Annotated in this window: 14 protein-coding genes and 2 pseudogenes; 9 read left to right on the top strand and 7 right to left on the bottom strand. The window is 68.6% G+C overall.

Translation table 11 applies throughout. The annotated features are described in order from the left end of the window. The first annotated feature begins 27 nt into the window (after positions 1–27). The 4 genes and pseudogenes from AC07NS_RS05530 to AC07NS_RS05515 form a co-directional block, all read left to right on the top strand. Complete coding sequence (locus tag AC07NS_RS05530) at positions 28–951, top strand: phytanoyl-CoA dioxygenase family protein (RefSeq protein WP_494602068.1); 924 nt, start codon at positions 28–30, stop codon at positions 949–951. Positions 952–1,016: 65 nt separating this feature from the next. Continuing rightward, positions 1,017–1,832 (top strand): enoyl-ACP reductase FabI, encoded by an 816-nt coding sequence (locus AC07NS_RS05525; RefSeq protein WP_058348535.1) that lies wholly within the window; start codon positions 1,017–1,019, stop codon positions 1,830–1,832. 86 nt (positions 1,833–1,918) lie between these two features. Continuing rightward, on the top strand, positions 1,919–2,152 hold the full coding sequence (locus tag AC07NS_RS05520) for a ribbon-helix-helix domain-containing protein (RefSeq protein WP_494602067.1): 234 nt from the start codon (positions 1,919–1,921) through the stop codon (positions 2,150–2,152). Between the two features lie 58 nt (positions 2,153–2,210). Continuing rightward, positions 2,211–2,381: pseudogene (locus AC07NS_RS05515) on the top strand (type II toxin-antitoxin system RelE/ParE family toxin); the annotation flags it as partial. Positions 2,382–2,465: 84 nt separating this feature from the next. Here the strand turns inward: AC07NS_RS05515 and AC07NS_RS05510 are convergent. The 4 genes from AC07NS_RS05510 to AC07NS_RS05495 form a co-directional block, all read right to left on the bottom strand. After that, positions 2,466–3,074 carry a TetR/AcrR family transcriptional regulator gene (locus tag AC07NS_RS05510; protein WP_494602065.1) on the bottom strand — a complete coding sequence of 203 codons (609 nt, stop codon included), beginning with the start codon at positions 3,072–3,074 and terminating at the stop codon, positions 2,466–2,468. Then, a complete protein-coding gene (locus AC07NS_RS05505; protein ID WP_494602063.1) occupies positions 3,074–4,669 on the bottom strand; it encodes a DHA2 family efflux MFS transporter permease subunit in 1,596 nt (531 codons plus the stop codon). The genes AC07NS_RS05510 and AC07NS_RS05505 overlap by 1 nt, the downstream gene beginning before the upstream one ends. Before the next feature lie 12 nt (positions 4,670–4,681). Beyond that, positions 4,682–5,797: an HlyD family secretion protein gene (locus tag AC07NS_RS05500; RefSeq protein WP_494602061.1), complete on the bottom strand. Its 1,116-nt coding sequence runs from the start codon at positions 5,795–5,797 to the stop codon at positions 4,682–4,684. A 302-nt stretch (positions 5,798–6,099) separates the two neighbouring features. Beyond that, positions 6,100–7,896 carry a DUF885 domain-containing protein gene (locus tag AC07NS_RS05495; protein ID WP_494602060.1) on the bottom strand — a complete coding sequence of 599 codons (1,797 nt, stop codon included), beginning with the start codon at positions 7,894–7,896 and terminating at the stop codon, positions 6,100–6,102. Positions 7,897–8,038: 142 nt separating this feature from the next. Here AC07NS_RS05495 and AC07NS_RS05490 point away from each other — a divergent pair, with 142 nt between their 5' ends. Then, entirely contained in the window at positions 8,039–9,016 is a 978-nt protein-coding gene (locus AC07NS_RS05490) for a TraB/GumN family protein (RefSeq protein ID WP_494602058.1), read from the top strand. Positions 9,017–9,178: 162 nt separating this feature from the next. Here the strand turns inward: AC07NS_RS05490 and AC07NS_RS05485 are convergent, their stop codons facing one another. Next, positions 9,179–9,979: a MipA/OmpV family protein gene (locus AC07NS_RS05485; protein WP_494602056.1), complete on the bottom strand. Its 801-nt coding sequence runs from the start codon at positions 9,977–9,979 to the stop codon at positions 9,179–9,181. Between the two features lie 369 nt (positions 9,980–10,348). Between AC07NS_RS05485 and ffh the strand changes: the two genes are divergently transcribed. The 4 genes and pseudogenes from ffh to rimM all read left to right on the top strand — a co-directional run bounded on the left by ffh (position 10,349) and on the right by rimM (position 13,108). Continuing rightward, complete coding sequence (ffh, locus tag AC07NS_RS05480; RefSeq protein WP_494602055.1) at positions 10,349–11,872, top strand: signal recognition particle protein; 1,524 nt, start codon at positions 10,349–10,351, stop codon at positions 11,870–11,872. 25 nt (positions 11,873–11,897) lie between these two features. Further along, positions 11,898–12,398 (top strand): 30S ribosomal protein S16, encoded by a 501-nt coding sequence (rpsP, locus tag AC07NS_RS05475; RefSeq protein ID WP_494602054.1) that lies wholly within the window; start codon positions 11,898–11,900, stop codon positions 12,396–12,398. An 18-nt stretch (positions 12,399–12,416) separates the two neighbouring features. Then, positions 12,417–12,512: pseudogene (locus AC07NS_RS05470) on the top strand (hypothetical protein); the annotation flags it as partial. A 47-nt stretch (positions 12,513–12,559) separates the two neighbouring features. After that, a complete protein-coding gene (gene rimM / locus AC07NS_RS05465; RefSeq protein ID WP_494602053.1) occupies positions 12,560–13,108 on the top strand; it encodes a ribosome maturation factor RimM in 549 nt (182 codons plus the stop codon). Between the two features lie 195 nt (positions 13,109–13,303). Here rimM and AC07NS_RS05460 read toward each other — a convergent pair whose 3' ends face one another. Both AC07NS_RS05460 and AC07NS_RS05455 read right to left on the bottom strand, forming a co-directional pair. Further along, positions 13,304–14,416: a dipeptidase gene (locus tag AC07NS_RS05460; RefSeq protein WP_494602051.1), complete on the bottom strand. Its 1,113-nt coding sequence runs from the start codon at positions 14,414–14,416 to the stop codon at positions 13,304–13,306. 50 nt (positions 14,417–14,466) lie between these two features. Beyond that, entirely contained in the window at positions 14,467–14,973 is a 507-nt protein-coding gene (locus tag AC07NS_RS05455; protein ID WP_494602050.1) for a MarR family winged helix-turn-helix transcriptional regulator, read from the bottom strand. Positions 14,974–15,009 lie beyond the last annotated feature (36 nt).

Below are 15,009 nucleotides of genomic sequence, written 5' to 3'. Positions count from 1 at the left end.
TATCGCCAGAGTTCGGGGCGTTACAGAATGTCATCTCGTATTGCGGACGGGCCGGCCCAGGCAGCTTCCAAGCCGTGGATCGAGGCCGAGGACCTGGAAGAGCGCCTGGCGTGCGCCGACGCGCCCGAGGCGCACAAGGCCTTCGCCCGCGACCTGGCCCGCGACGGCCTGGCGATCATCGATCTGGGCGACGACCTGCTGGACCTCTGCGACCGCATCGACGCCGAGACCGCCCACCATTTCGAAAACGGCGCCGCGCGGGTGCACGACGCCTGGCGGCGGTCGGAGGCCATCCGCCGGGTTGCGACCCATCCGGAGATCCTGGCCCGCCTGGCCCTGGCCTATGGCCGCGCGCCCTTCCCGTTCCAGAGCCTGAATTTCCATCGCGGCAGCCAGCAGGACATCCACGCCGACACCCTGCATTTTCACGCCGAGCCCGGCGGCTTCATGTGCGGCGTCTGGCTGGCGCTGGAGGACGTGCGGCCCGAGGCCGGGCCCCTGGTCTACTATCCCGGCAGCCATCGCCTGCCCTGCCTGACGATGGCCGATGCGGGGGCCGAGAACGGCGCCACCACGACCGCCAACTACAACGCCCTCTATGGTCCGGCGATCCTGCGGCAACTGGCCGAGGGCGGCTTCGAGCCCCGATTGGCCATGCTCAAGAAGGGCCAGATCGCGGTGTGGGCGGCCAATCTGGCCCACGGCGGCTCGAAGATGCTCGACCCGGCTTCCACGCGGCGCTCGCTGGTGCTGCACTACTATTTCGACGACTGCGTCTACTACACGCCGATGCTGTCGACGTCGGACCACCAGGCGCGCCGCCTGCCCGCAGACATGGCCACCGGCGGCTGGCGCTGGCCGCGCCGCGCGGGCCGTCGTGTGGCGATCCCCGTCAAGCAGTTGGCGGCGGCCATCGTCTACCGGCTGACCCGCTACACGCCGCGTTTCTAGGCCGCCGGGGTTCCGTCGTCGCGACGGGACTGCTAACCAGCGGCCAAAGATCAAGGAGCCGACCGATGGCCGACGACTACGCATTCCCCAAGGGCGAGCTGATGGCGGGCAAGAAAGGCCTCGTCATGGGCGTGGCCAATCACAACTCCATCGCCTGGGGCATCGCCAGCCAACTGGCCGCCCAGGGCGCCGAGATGGCCTTCACCTATCAGGGCGAAGCGCTGGAGCGCCGCGTGCGCCCGCTGGCCGAGAGCATCGGCGTCAACACCCTGATCCCGGCCGACGTCACCGACGACGCCTCGATGGACGCGGCCTTCGCCGCCATCGAGGAGAAGTTCGGCACGATTGATTTCGTGGTCCACTCGGTGGCCTTCGCCAACAAGGACGAGCTGAAGGGCTCGTTCGTCGACAACACCACCCGCGAGGGCTTCCTCACGGCGATGAACATCTCGGCCTTCAGCTTTGTCGACGTGGCCAAGCGCGCCGCCAAGATCATGCCGAACGGCGGTTCGCTGATCACCATGACCTACCTCGGGTCGGAGCGGACCATCCCGAACTACAACACCATGGGCGTGGCCAAGGCCGCCCTGGAAGCGGCGACCCGCTACATCGCCCGGGACCTCGGTCCCAAGGGCATCCGCTGCAACGCCATCTCGGCCGGCGCCATGCGCACGCTCGCTCTCGCAGGCATCGCCGGCGGCCGCGGCATGATCGCCCAGGGCCGCGCCTTCAGCGCCATGAAGGAAGACACCTCGATGGAAGGCGTCGCCGGCGCCGCCCTGTGGCTGGTCTCGGACCTGGGCCGCTCGACCACGGGCGAAGTCGTCCACGTCGACGCCGGATTCCACATGATGGGCATGCCCGACGAAGCCGAGGGCTGATCCCCTTCGGTTCTCGCTGACGAACGAGCCCGGTGGAGCGATCCGCCGGGCTTTTTCGTGGGCGTCGCTGGTGTTAGCGTACGCGCATGAGCACGCTGAACATCGCTCTGCCGGAGACGCTCCAGGCCTTTGTCGAGGAGCAGACCGCCGCTCAAGGCTACGAGGGCGAGGCCGATTATGTGCGCGAACTGATCCGTCGCGAGCAGGATCGCGAGACCCTCAGAGCAAAGGTGCTTGAAGGCGCTCAATCGCCTCTCGGGCCCCCCGCCGATGACGCTTACTTCGACGAACTGCGCGCCAGGGCCATAAGAGGCCAGTGACCGCCAAACCGGTCGTCCACACCGTCAAGGCCAGAGCCGATATCAACGCGGTGTTCGAATGGTATTGCGGGAAGCGGGATCGTCCGCCGCCGTCGGTTTCGTTGATGCCCTGCAGAACGCCTACAGAGTCATTGCCGCTCGTCCGGCGGCCGGATCGCCACGCTACGCCCACGAACTGAAGTGGCCCGGTCTTCGAACGTGGCCGCTCAGGCGCTACCCGTACCTGGTGCTTAACGTCGAGCAGTCCGATCAAATCGAGGTCTGGCGTGTGTTTCACACCAGACAGGACATACCCGCCTGGATGCGGCGAGAGCTAAGGCGCGTAGGCTCGCATGAACCGCGCCGCGGCCGCCGCCGCCAGGGCGTCGAACTCGGCGGGCGTGCGGTCCGAGGGCAGGCGCAGCAGGGCGCGCAACTGGCTGTGACCCAGCACCATGCCGGCGAAGAACTCGGCGGCCTGTTCGGGATCGTCGACGGCCAGGCGACCGAGCCTGGTCTCGGTTTCCAGGAACGCCGCCAGCTGGCGACGCGTCTGGCGAGGGCCGGCCTCGAACACCTCGTTGGCGACGTCGGGCATCTCGCCGGCGCCCTGGATGATCACCCGCAGCACCGAATAGCCGTTGGTGGTGATCACCGTCTCCAGCATCGAGCGGGCGAAGGCCTCCAGGGCCTCCTGCGGATTGTCGACCGCCCCCGGCTCGCGCAGAGGGGCGGTGATGCGGGCTACCCGGCGGGCCATCAGCGCCTTCACCAGCTCGGCCTTGGAGCCGTAGTGGTTGTAGACGGTCTGCTTGGAGACCCCGGCGCGGCGGGCGATCTCCTCCATCGGGGCGGAAAGGCCGCGCTGACCGATCACCTCGACGGCGGCGTCGAGGATGGCTTCGGTCTTGGCGACGTCGATCTGGCCGGCGATCCTGGGCATCAGTGGGCGTCCGAAGGCGGCGGCGGCAGCACCTTGGGCGGGGCCGCCAGCAGGCTGACCACGGCGGCCGCGAAGCAACCGTAGGCCAGCAGGGTGAAGCTGTCGCCGAAGGCCAGCACCGTCGACTGCTGGGTGAGCATCTGGCCGATCGCCTTGCGCGCCGCGCCATCGGGGTCGGTGACGCCCAGCTGCTGCATGCGCGCGGCCAGGCCCGCCATCATGGTCGAGGTCTCGCCGCCGGCCATCACCTTCGACGACATGTCGTTGAAGTAGAGGGCGGTCTGCTGGGTGATGCTGGTCGCCAGCAGCGCCAGGCCGATGGCGCCGCCGGTGTTGCGGGCCAGGTTCACGAGGCCGGAGGCGTTCTTGACCATGTGCTGGGGCAGGGTGCTCATCGTGATCTGCTGGGTGGCGATCATCGCGATCATGACCCCGACGCCGCGACAAGCCTGGACCCCGGCGAATTCCCAGAAACCCCAGTTTTTGGTCACGCCGTGGGCCATGTACATGCCCCAGCCCGCCAGCAGGAAGCCGATGCACATGGGAATGCGCGGATCCATCTTGCGCACGATGCGGCCGGCGACCGGGCCGGTGGCGAACATGGACAGGCCCGAGACGACCATGGTCGTGCCCACTTCGGAGGCCGAATAGCCCCGCACGCGGCTGAGGAACTGCGGCAGCAGGAAGGTGCCGCCGAACAGGCTGGCGCCGGAGATCGCGGTCATCAGCACGCCGATGCTGAAGTTGCGGTTGGCGAAGGCTCGAAGTTCGACGATCGGGTTCTTGTAGGTCAGCTGCCGCCAGATGAAGACGACGCCGGTGGTCACCGCCACGACGGTCAGGCCCAGGATCAGGTCGTCGTCGAACCAGTTCTCCTTGGCGCCTTCCTCCAGCACGTACTGCATGCTCATCAGGAAGGCGGCCATGACCGCCAGGCCCGTCCAGTCGAAGCCCTTGGCCAGGCTCGGGTCGCCCTTGTCGAAGTCGCCCCACTTGGCCACCGCGAACAGCACCAGGATCCCGGGCGGCACGTTGATGAAGAACAGCCAGCGCCAGGACAGCCATTCGGTCAGGTGGCCGCCCAGGGTGGGACCGACGGTCGGGGCCAGGGTGACGATCAGGCCCATGATGACGCTGGCGGTGATCCGGCGCTCGGGCGGGAAGGCGGTGAAGGCCACGGCGAACACCGTCGGGATCATCGCCCCGCCGATGAAGCCCTGCAGGGCCCGCGTCAGGATCATCATGTCGATCGACGAGGAGAGGCCCGTCGCCACGCTCATGACGATGAAGCCCAGGCACGAGGCCATGTAGAGGCGCTGGGTGCCCCAGAGGCGCGAGAGGTATCCCGACAGCGGGATCATCACGACCTCGGGGATCAGGTAGGCGGTCTGGATCCAGCTGACCTGGTCGGTGCTGGCTCCGACGCCGGCCTGGATCTGCGGCAGCGAGGCGGCCACGATCTGGATGTCGAGGATGGCCATGAACTGGCCGATGACCATGGCCCCGAAGCCGAGGAACAGCTTGGTCCAGTCGACCTCGGCCGCCGGTTTTGCCGGCGGGGCCTTGGCGGAGGCGGGGAGGGCGGCGTCGGTCACGACGGCGCGGCCTTAGCGGCTTTGGGCCGAAGCAGGGGCGTCCTGGCGGGCGACCTGCGGCCCCTGGGCGGCGTCGGCGAACGACGCGCCAGAGCGGTCGCGGACGTCGACCTTGACCTCGACCGACAGGCCTGGGCGCAGGGCCGCGCCCAGCTTGCTGCGGTCGACGACGATCTTCACCGGCAGGCGCTGGGTGATCTTGGTGAAGTTGCCCACCGCGTTCTCGACCGGGATCAGGGCGAACTCCTGGCCGGTGGCCGGGGCGAAGCTGTCGACCTTGCCGACGATCTTCTGCTTGCCGAAGGCGTCGGCCTTGATCTCGACCGGCTGGCCGATACGCAGGCGCGAGACCTGGGTCTCCTTGAAGTTGGCGACGATGAAGCTCTGGCCCAGCGGCACGACCGACATCAGCGACGTGCCCGGCTGCACCAACTGGCCCGGGCGCACGCTGCGGGCGCCGACCACGCCGGCGGCGGGGGCGCGGATCACGGTGCGCTCCAGGTCGAGGCGGGCCTGGTCGACGGCGGCGCGGGCCGCGGCGGCCTGGGCGATGCTCTGGGCGCGGGCCGAGCCGAGAGCGCCCGCGGTGCGGCGCTCGGCCTCGAGGGCGGCCTGGGCGCTGGCGACGGCGGCGTCCGACTGCTTGGCGCCGGCGCGTTCGGTCTGCACCTTCTGCTGCGAGACCCAGCCCTGCTTGGCCAGGGCGTCGTAGCGCTCGACGTCGGCGCGGGCCCGGCCGGCGTCGGCCTGGGCGCTGCTCACGCCGGCCTGGCGCTGCTGGATCAGGGCCTGTTCGAGGATGGCCTTGTCGTCGACGCTCTTGATGGCGGCGTCGAGGGCCGCGGCGTTGGCGATGGCCTGATCAAGCTTGGCCTGGAAGGTCGAGGGGTCGATCTTGGCCAGCACCTGGCCAGCCTCGACGCGCTGGTTGTCGGCGACCAGGACCTGCGCGACGTAGCCGGTGACTTGAGGACTGACCGAGACGGTGTCGGCCTGGACGAAGGCGTTGTCGGTGCTCTCGAAGCGCTGCTTGTCGATGTACCAGAACACGCCGCCGACCAGGATGGCCGCGCCGGCGACGCCAGCGACCAGCAGCGGAACCAGCTTCTTCTTCTTCGCCTCGGCCATGGCCTGATCCTGCAAGAAAGGAGGACGTCCAGACGCAGCGATTATTCGCCTGGCGGACGTGTCGCGGGATAAATGGACGACTTCGTCCAAAAATCAAGCGACTTCCAGCGCGTCATTGTGCGGCGCCGCATATGTTCCCTTCTCCCCTTGCGGGAGAAGGTGGCGGCGAAGCCGACGGATGAGGGGTCTCTCAAATCTGAGACGCCTCTCCCGACCTGACCGCCGCACGCGGCTTTGAGGTCTGAGAGACCCCTCACCCGACCTGCTTCGCAGGCCACCCTCTCCCGCAAGGGGGAGAGGGATCAGGCGCCCTTCCTCTCCGCGATCCAGGCGTCCACCTGCGTTTCCAGAACGTCCAGCGGCACCGCGCCGTTCTTCAGCACCGCGTCGTGGAAGCCGCGGATGTCGAACTTGGGACCCAGTTCCTTCTCCGCCCGCGCCCGCAGCTCGCGGATCTTCAGTTCGCCCAGCTTGTAGGCCAGGGCCTGGCCGGGCCAGGTGATGTAGCGGTCGACCTCGGCCTCGACATTGGTGCGGTTCAGGGCCGTGTTCTCGAGCATGAAGGCGATGGCCTGGTCGCGGGTCCAGCCCTTGGAATGGATGCCGGTGTCGACCACCAGGCGGCAGGCGCGCCACATCTCGTAGGAGAGGCGGCCCATGTCCTTCTCGGGGGTGTCGTAGAGGCCCATCTCGATGCCCAGGCGCTCGGAATAGAGGCCCCAGCCCTCGACGAAGCCGGTGAAGAAGGCCGCGTTCTTGCGGAATTCCGGCAGGTCCAGTTCCTGCTGCAGCGAGATCTGGTGGTGGTGGCCCGGCACGGCCTCGTGCACCGTCAGGGCCGGCATCTCATAGAGCGGCCGCTGGTCCAGGTGCGTGGTGTTGACGAAATAGACCCCTGGGGCGCCGGTGCTGGCGAAGCCGGCGTTGTAATAGGCCGTGGTGTTGCCCTCGGCGATCTCGGCCGGGATCTCGCGCACGGTGTAGGGCAGTCGGGGCAGGGTTCCGAACAGCTTGGGCATCCAGCCGTCGATGGTCTTGGCCAGGAACGTCGCCTCGCGCATCAGCTCGCCCGGGGTCTTGGCGTAGTACTTCGGATCGGTGCGCAGCTTCTCGATGAAGGCCTTGCGGTCGGGCGCAATGCCGCTCTTCCTGGCCACCTCGTCCATCTCGGCGCGGATGCGGGCCACTTCCGACACGCCCAGCTGGTGGATCTCGTCGGGCGTCTTGGTCGTCGTGGTCATCACCCGCACCTGGTAGGCGTACCAGGCCGGGCCCTGGGGCAGGGCCGAGGCGCCGATGCTGGTCCGGCACTTGGGCGCGTAGTCCTTCTCGTAGAAGTCCGACAGGGCCTGGTAGGCGGGATTGATCTTGCCGGTGATCGCCGCCTTGGCCCGCGCCTGCATGGCCGCCCAGTCGGCGTCGCTGATGGTCGAGGGCTTCCTGGCCTTGAACGGCTTGTAGAAGGTCGAGGCCTCCGGATCCTTGACGATGGTGGCGGTGATGGTCGCCCCGAACGCCTTCATCGGCTCGCACGGCTGGACGTAGCCCTTGTTCAGGCCCGCGCGGACCGTCTCGATCGAGGCCCTGTTGTAGGCCGGATAGAGGTCGAGCCGGGTCAGGTAGCTGTCGTAGTCGGCCTTGGTGAAGAACGGCAGCATGTCGGGCAGGGCGGCGAAATACTGGTGCCAGCTGCCGATGCTGGAGAACAGCATGGTGCGCTGGCCGAACTGGTTGCCCTCGACCTGCTCGCTCAGCATCCGGTGCAGGATCGCCTTGTTGACCCGGTCGGCCGGCGACAGGCCCGCATCGGAAATGGCGTCGAGACGCTTGAGGAAGGCGGCGGCCTCAGCGGCGCGGCGGTCGGCGAAGGCCAGGGACGGATCGTCCAGCTGGTCGTCATAGGTCCGCACGCCCAGCAGGGTGGCCTGCAGCGGCGAGCCTTTCAGCCACCAGGCCCAGTGCTCGTCGATCAGGGTCTTCAGCGCCGCGGTGGCGGGGGAGGGCGCGGCGGCCGCGGCAGGCGCCTGGGCCAGGGCCGGTGAAGCGACGCTTCCCGCCAGGACGGCGGCCACGCAGGCCGCGCTCATCAATCCGCGCATGTTTCCCCCTCCAGGATCGCCGAACAGCGCAGGCAGACAGCCATGCGTCGGCCGTCCCGCGCAAGACAGACCCCCTTCAGGCCCCCGTTTCGCCATCCGGCGACGCGCATTATGTCTGCGTGCCTACCCAGGAGAACGACGCATGGCCGCCAAGACCGCCCGGATCGCCGCCGTCGCCGCGCTCGCCTTCGCCGTCTCGGTTCCGGCCTTGGCCCAGACATCTACCGTCGAGCTGCAACCGACCGATCCCGGCAGCGCGGTGGTCGAGGAACTGCTGGTCGTCGCCCGGCCGCCGGGGCCGGCCCTGTGGCTGGTCGAGAAGAACGGCGCCAAGCTCTACGTGCTCGGCTCGGCCGCGCCCCTGCCGCACCAGCTGAAGTGGGACAGCCCGCGCCTCAACCGCGCCCTCGACCAGGCCAGTCTGGTGCTGGTGCCGCCCGAGGCCTCGGTGGGACCGATGCAGATCACCAAGTTCGTGCTGACCGGCGGGGGCGGGGTGCGCCAGGGCTTCGGCAAGAAGCTGGAAGACCGCCTGCCGCCCGACCTGAAGGACCGCTTCGTCAAGGCCCGCACCCAGGCCAAGCGCACGGCCGTGCCCTACAAGGACTGGAAGCCGGCCGTGGCGGGCTTCATCCTGCTGTCCGACTTCCGCCAGGCCGCGGGGCTTTCGGAGGCCAAGCCGGTCAGCACCATCGAACGCATGGCGAAAGCCAAGGGCGTGAAGATCAAGGCCATGAGCCAGTATCGCCTGGGTCCGGTGCTCTCAAGCGCCGGCAAGCTGTCGGACGAGGCCAACCTGGCCTGCCTGCGCGACGCCCTCAACGAGATCGATTACGAGGCCCCGCGCTGGAACACGCTGGGCAAGGACTGGGCCGAGGGCGATATCGCCGCCGTGCGCGCCCGCTACTCCTCCAGCGCCGCCCAACGCTGCCTGCTGCGTGCGCCGGGCGGGGCGGGCCTGCTCGACGACCAGATCGGCCAGTCGGCCAAGGCGCTGAGCGAGGCCCTGAACCGTCCTGGCGTCACCGTGGCGGTGGTGGATCTGGCCTTCCTGTTGCCCCGCAACGGCGTGCTGGATCGCCTGAAGGCGCAGGGCGCGACGGTGACATCGCCGAACTAGGACCCCTTTGCTCCCGTCATTCCCGCCCTTGTGGCGGGAACCTCTGGTTCCGCTGACACGTGAGACGCAAGCGGCGTGCTGAGCACGCCGCCCCATCCGACCTTGCGGCTGATAGAGGGGTTCCCGCCACAAGGGCGGGAATGACGGGAAGAGGAGGAGGACCTACCGCCCGATGAACCGCCGCACGACGATCAGGCCGCCGCGGTATTCGTCCTGCTGGCCGTAGAGTTCGGTCAGCGGGCTGTCGGCGGCTTCGCCCAGGATGCGTTCGTAGTTGGCGAAGGTCCCGATCGCGTATTTGTCGCCGATCGGGGTCATCATCAGGAAGGCGACGCCCACCTGGTTCAGCCCGGCCTTGGGCTCGTATCGCGTCAGGGTCGGCACGGCCGCCACGTCCTTGGCCGACACGCCGTAGAAGGTGCGGTTGGTGTTTTTGTCGCCGCCGCGGGCGTAGACCATCGACTGCAGCAGGCCCACGGGCGTGACGTCCTGGCGCGAGACCGAGCCCCAGAAATCCCAGCCGTCGGAGACTCCGGTGACGTCATGGCCGATGCGGCCGCCGACCACCCAGTCCTTCCAGGTGCGCTTGTAGGCGTAGACGGCGAGGTCCGCGCCGGTGTCGGGGCTCTCGATGCCGCTGGAGGTGTCGTCAGGGCCGCCCCAGCGCGGGCGCAGCTGCACGCCGGCGCGCAGGTCGTCCTGCTTGACAACGTTGTAGCCCAGGCCGTCGAGGCCGTTGGCGTAGACCTTGTCCTTCCAGGTGGCGCTGCCCCAGAGGGTGAAGTTGGTCTTGTGCGGGTCCTTGCCGCCCGGGCTGAAGCCGTAGACGGGACCGCCGCCGACATCGACCTCCCAGGTCGAGGGGGCTTCGATATCCTTGTAGGGCAAGGCTTGGGCCAGCGCGGCGGCCGGCAGGACGAGGGCGAGCGCAGCCGAGGCGGCGGCGAGGAGCTTGGTCGACATGGAGTCCTTGCGATCAAACCAGAATAAACGGGACCCCAATCCCTGACCGCATCCCGTCGAACGCGTTCGATGAAGCCCATAATCCTCCGCAGGCGGAAAGGCAAAGGCTCGGCCTTCCTTGTCGGAGCGGTTCCGGCCGCACCGTGTCTTCCCAGCCGCAGCCCGCAAGCGACTCGAAATCCTTGCATTTTCCACAGCCCTCCCGCATAAGCGCCCACTTCCGGCGCTTTATCAGCAGCGCCTCCACCGTCACGACCCCGCCCCGGTAGCCCGGGATCCCATGCGGACGAGGACGGCGAGGACCCCCGTCGACGTGATCGTCCACGGGGGCTGATCGCGTTTGGTCTCGTGTTTGGACTAGGGTTTCGCATGTTCGACGGCCTTACAGAGCGACTTTCAGGGGTCTTCGACCGCCTCGGCGGTCGCGGCGTGCTGTCCGAAAAGGACATCGACGAGGCCCTGCGCGAAGTCCGCGTCGCCCTGCTGGAAGCCGACGTCGCCCTGCCGGTGGTCAAGGACTTCATCAGCAAGGCCAAGGAAAGCGCCGGCGGCGAAGCCGTCATCCGGTCGGTCAAGCCGGCCGACCAGGTGGTCAAGATCGTCTATGACGGCCTGGTCGACATGCTGGGCGGGGAAGTCCCCACCGGCCTGAACCTGGCTTTGAACCCGCCGACCATCATCCTGATGGCTGGTCTGCAGGGCTCCGGTAAAACCACCACCACCGGCAAGCTGGCGCTGCGTCTTTCGAAGACCGAGCGCAAGAAGGTGCTGGTCGCCTCGCTCGACACCCGCCGCCCGGCGGCCATGGAGCAGCTGGCGACCCTGGCCCAGCAGGTCGGCGTCGAGAGCCTGCCGATCGTCGCCGGCCAGAGCGCCGTCGACATCGCCAAGCGCGCCATGACGGCCGCCCGCCTCAGCGGCTACGACGTCCTGATCCTCGACACCGCCGGCCGCACCACGCTGGACGAGGCGATGATGAGCGAAGCGGCGGAAATCGCCCGCATCGCCAATCCGTCCGAGACCCTGCTGGTCGCCGACAGCCTGACCGGCCAGGACGCCGTGCGTACGGCCAAGGCCTTCCACGAGCGCCTGCCGCTCACCGGCCTGATCCTGACCCGCGCCGACGGCGACGGCCGAGGCGGCGCGGCGCTGTCGATGCGCCACGTCACCGGCCTGCCGATCAAGTTTCTTGGCGCCGGCGAGAAGATCGACCAGCTCGACGTCTTCGACGCCCGTCGCGTCGCCGGCCGGATCCTGGGTCAGGGCGACGTCGTCGCGCTGGTCGAGAAGGCCGCCGCCGACCTCGACGCGGCCGAAGCCGAGCGCATGGCCAAGAAGCTGGCCAAGGGCCAGTTCGACCTCAACGACCTGTCGGCCCAGCTGTCTCAGATGCAGAAGATGGGCGGCATGGAAGGCATCATGGGCCTCCTGCCGGGGGTCCAGAAGGTCAAGAAGCAGATCGCCGACAGCGGCATCGACGACAGCATCTTCCGCCGCCAGCAGGCGATCATCAGCTCGATGACCAAGCTGGAGCGCAAGAAGCCCGACGTGCTGGCCGCCTCGCGCAAGCGCCGCATCGCGGCCGGCGCCGGCGTCGACGTGGCCGAGGTCAATCGCCTGCTCAAGCAGCACCGCCAGATGGCCGACATGTTCAAGTCGATGAGCAAGGACGGCGGCAAGGGCCTGGCCCGCATGGCCGGCATGCTCGGCGGCGGCGACATGGCCCGTTTGAAATCCCTCGGCGGCGGCAAGGCGCCCGCGGCCGATCCCAATGCGACGGGAGGCCAAGGCCTTCCGGGGCTGCCCGGTCTGCCGGGCCTCGGGGGCGGGGCCAACCCGCTCTCCGGCCTGGGCGGCCTGCCGCCCGGCTTTAATCCGTTCAAGAAAAAATAGACTTTAGACCCAAGGACTTAGACCAATGCTGAAGATCCGTCTCGCCCGTGGCGGCGCCAAGAAGCGTCCGTACTACTCGATCGTCATCGCCGACAGCCACTCGCCGCGCGATGGCCGCTTCATCGAGAAGGTCGGCACCTACAACCCGCTCCTCAAGAAGGACGACCCGGCTCGCGTGACCCTGAAGGTCGAGTCGATCCAGGAGTGGATCAAGAAGGGCGCTCAGCCGACCGACCGCGTCGCGCGCTTCCTGGCCGCCCAAGGCCTGTCGACCTGGACCGCCGGCAACAACCCGAAGAAGGGCGAGCCGGGCAAGAAGGCCAAGGAACGCACCGCCGAGCGCGCCCAGCGCGAAGAAGAGCGCGCCGCCGCCGAAGCCCAGGCCAAGGAAGACGCCAAGGCCGCCGCTGAAGCCGCCGCCGCCGCGGCCGCCGAAGCCGCCGCTGCTCCGGCTCCGGTCGAAGAAGCCGCCGCTGAAGAAGCCCCGGCCGCCGAGGCCCCGGCTGAAGAAGCTTCGGAAGGCTAATCCCTTCCAGCTCCGTACGTGGTCCTCGCCCTTCGACAAGCTCAGGGTGAGGACCATGTCATGGACTGAAGCAGTAGAAACCCTCACCCTGAGCTCGTCGAAGGGCGAGGGTTTCTCTTCTTCGTCAGATATCCCGGCTTCGTCCGGAAAGTTTCCTGTCGATGCCCATCTCTCCCGATGACCCGTTGATCCTGGTCGGCCGCGTGGCCGGCGGCTTCGGCGTGCGCGGCGAGGTGCGGATCTCGACCTATACCGAAGAGCCGATGGCCCTGAAGGGCTTCAAGCGGCTCCTGCGCCAGGACGGCTCGACCGCCCTGAGCATCGGCTCGGCCCGTCCGGTCAAGGACGGCCTGATCTGCCGCTGTACGGAAATCACCACCAAGGAAGCCGCCGACGCCCTGCGCGGCCTCAAGCTTTTCGTCCCCCGCTCGGCCCTGCCCGAGCCGGAGGAAGACGAGTTCTACCTCACCGACCTGATCGGCCTGGCCGTGCGCCACGTCACGACCGGCGAGGACCTGGGCAAGATCAAGAGCGTGCAGGACTTCGGCGCCGGCGACCTGCTCGAGATCACCCCGCCGCTCGGCGGTCAGACCTGGTACCTGCCCTTCACCCGCGCCGCCGCGCCGGAAGTGAAGCTGGCCGAACGCCTCGTGCTGGCCGATCCGCCGAACCTGGTGGGCGAGCCCGAAGGCCCGTCGGAAGACGAGTAGCCGCGCGATCGCGGCCATGACCCCAATCATCGTCATCCCGGCCGCAGCGAAGCGGAGAGCCGGGACCCAGGGGCCGCCGCACGGCGTCGGCCATCGCCTGGGCGCTTGGTCGGCCCTCCGAACCCAGTCCCCTGGGTCCCGGGTCTGCGGCGCGCCATGCGCGCCTCCGCCCGGGATGACGAGTAAGGGTAAGCCTCAGCCGGTCCAGGTCTCGTTGAAGACCCGCCGGAAATTGCCCCCCAGCACCTTCTCCACCACCCGCGCCTTGTAGCCCCGCTTCGAGAGGGCGTCGGCGATGATCGCGCAGCGGTCGGGCCGGTTCAGTTCGGTGACGAACGGCGGTGGACCCTCGCCCGGGGCGGCGACGCCGGCGGCCTTGCGATCCTCCAGGCTCTTGTTCCACTCCGCCATGCTCTCGGGAGAGGTGTCGAAGGGCCACAGCAGAGCGTCGCTGCCGATGCCGACATGGTCTTCGCCACAGACCTTCAGGGCGTGGGTCAGGTGGGCCAGATAGACCTCCAGCGACGGCTGGGCCGGGGCCGTGGTCAGGTAGCTGAGCTCATAGATCCCCATCACCCCGCCGCGGTCGGCCAGCTCGCGCATAAGGTCGTCGGACTTGTTGCGCGGATGGGCGTGCACGGCGCTGCAGCCGGCATGGGTGATCAGCACCGGCCGGTCGGAGACTTCGATGGCGGCCAGGCTCGACTTCTCGTCGCTGTGGCTGACGTCGATGGTCACGCCCCTGGCGTTCATCCGCGCCACCGCCTGGCGGCCCAGGGCGGTGAGGCCTGTGGACTCCTTCGACATCGTGCCCGAGGCGAACGGGGTGGTGCGGTTGTAGCTGAGGCCCATGACCAGCACCCCGAGGTCGCGGAACTGGTCGATGGCGGCGACGTCGCCCTCCAGCATCTCGGCCGCCTCGAACGAATAGATCACGCCCAGCCGGCCCGAGGCCTTGGCGCGGGCGAAGTCGGCCGGTCCCGTGACCTTCATGTAGATGTCGGGGCTGAGGCTGATCGCCTTGTCGAAGCCGGCGATGCTTTCGGCGACCTCGGCCCGGGTCTCGCCGCCGGAGCCGCCGATGGTCATCTTGGCCGCCGTCAGGCCCGAGGCCCGGATCTGGTCGCGGGTGTCCTTGTCCAGCGGCTTTTCGTCATCGAAGGGCAGGAGGAGGTTGCCGTTGATCACGACGGCGTCGCGATAGAGGTCGGCGGCGGAGAGGGCCTTCGGGGGCGCGGCGAAGGCCGATCGGCTCAGGCAGGCCATGGCGGGCAGGGCGCCCAGCAGCGCGCGTCGGGTGGGGGTCATGACCAGCGATCTCCGTTCGATGGTCATTTATGTAGGTGCCTACATATCTGTCAATCGGCTGGCTCGCTCACCGGCATCCGGGCCATGATCCGGTCGAACATCGACCGGTCTTCCAGGGCGTCATCAAGACGGTCGAGCAGGCGGGTGACCTCGCCCGCCTCGGTGTCGAGTTCGCGGGCGGCGGCGTTGAAGGCGTCCCACAGCGGTGTCAGCCGCGCCGCCAGGGTCCTGCCCTCGTCGGTCAGGTCCAGCAGGCGTCGGCGGCCGTCCTCGGGCGCGGCGACCGAGGCGACGATCCCGGCCTTCTCCATCGACCGGCTGGTCTCGCTGACCGAGGCGTGGGTGATGTGCAGGATGGCGGCGATCTCGCCCACGGCCATCGGCCGGCCATGTTCGATCAACTGGCGCATCACGCCGTACCAGCGCTGCTCGAAGCGCACGCCGTGGGCGGCGTAGACCCGGGCGCCGTCCCGGTCGAGGCGCTCGGACGCCCGCCGCAGCCGCGCCGCCAGGGCCGCGCCGCCGAAGCCGCGGCTGTAGTCAGGATCGTCGGACATCAGCAATCCTTATCCAAGCCTGTCAGCATCGGCCAG

It is taken from the genome of Caulobacter sp. GW821-FHT10A10 (assembly GCF_059415745.1).
Note: the sequence above shows the minus strand (reverse complement) of the source record. Positions and strands in the feature narration are given on the sequence as shown.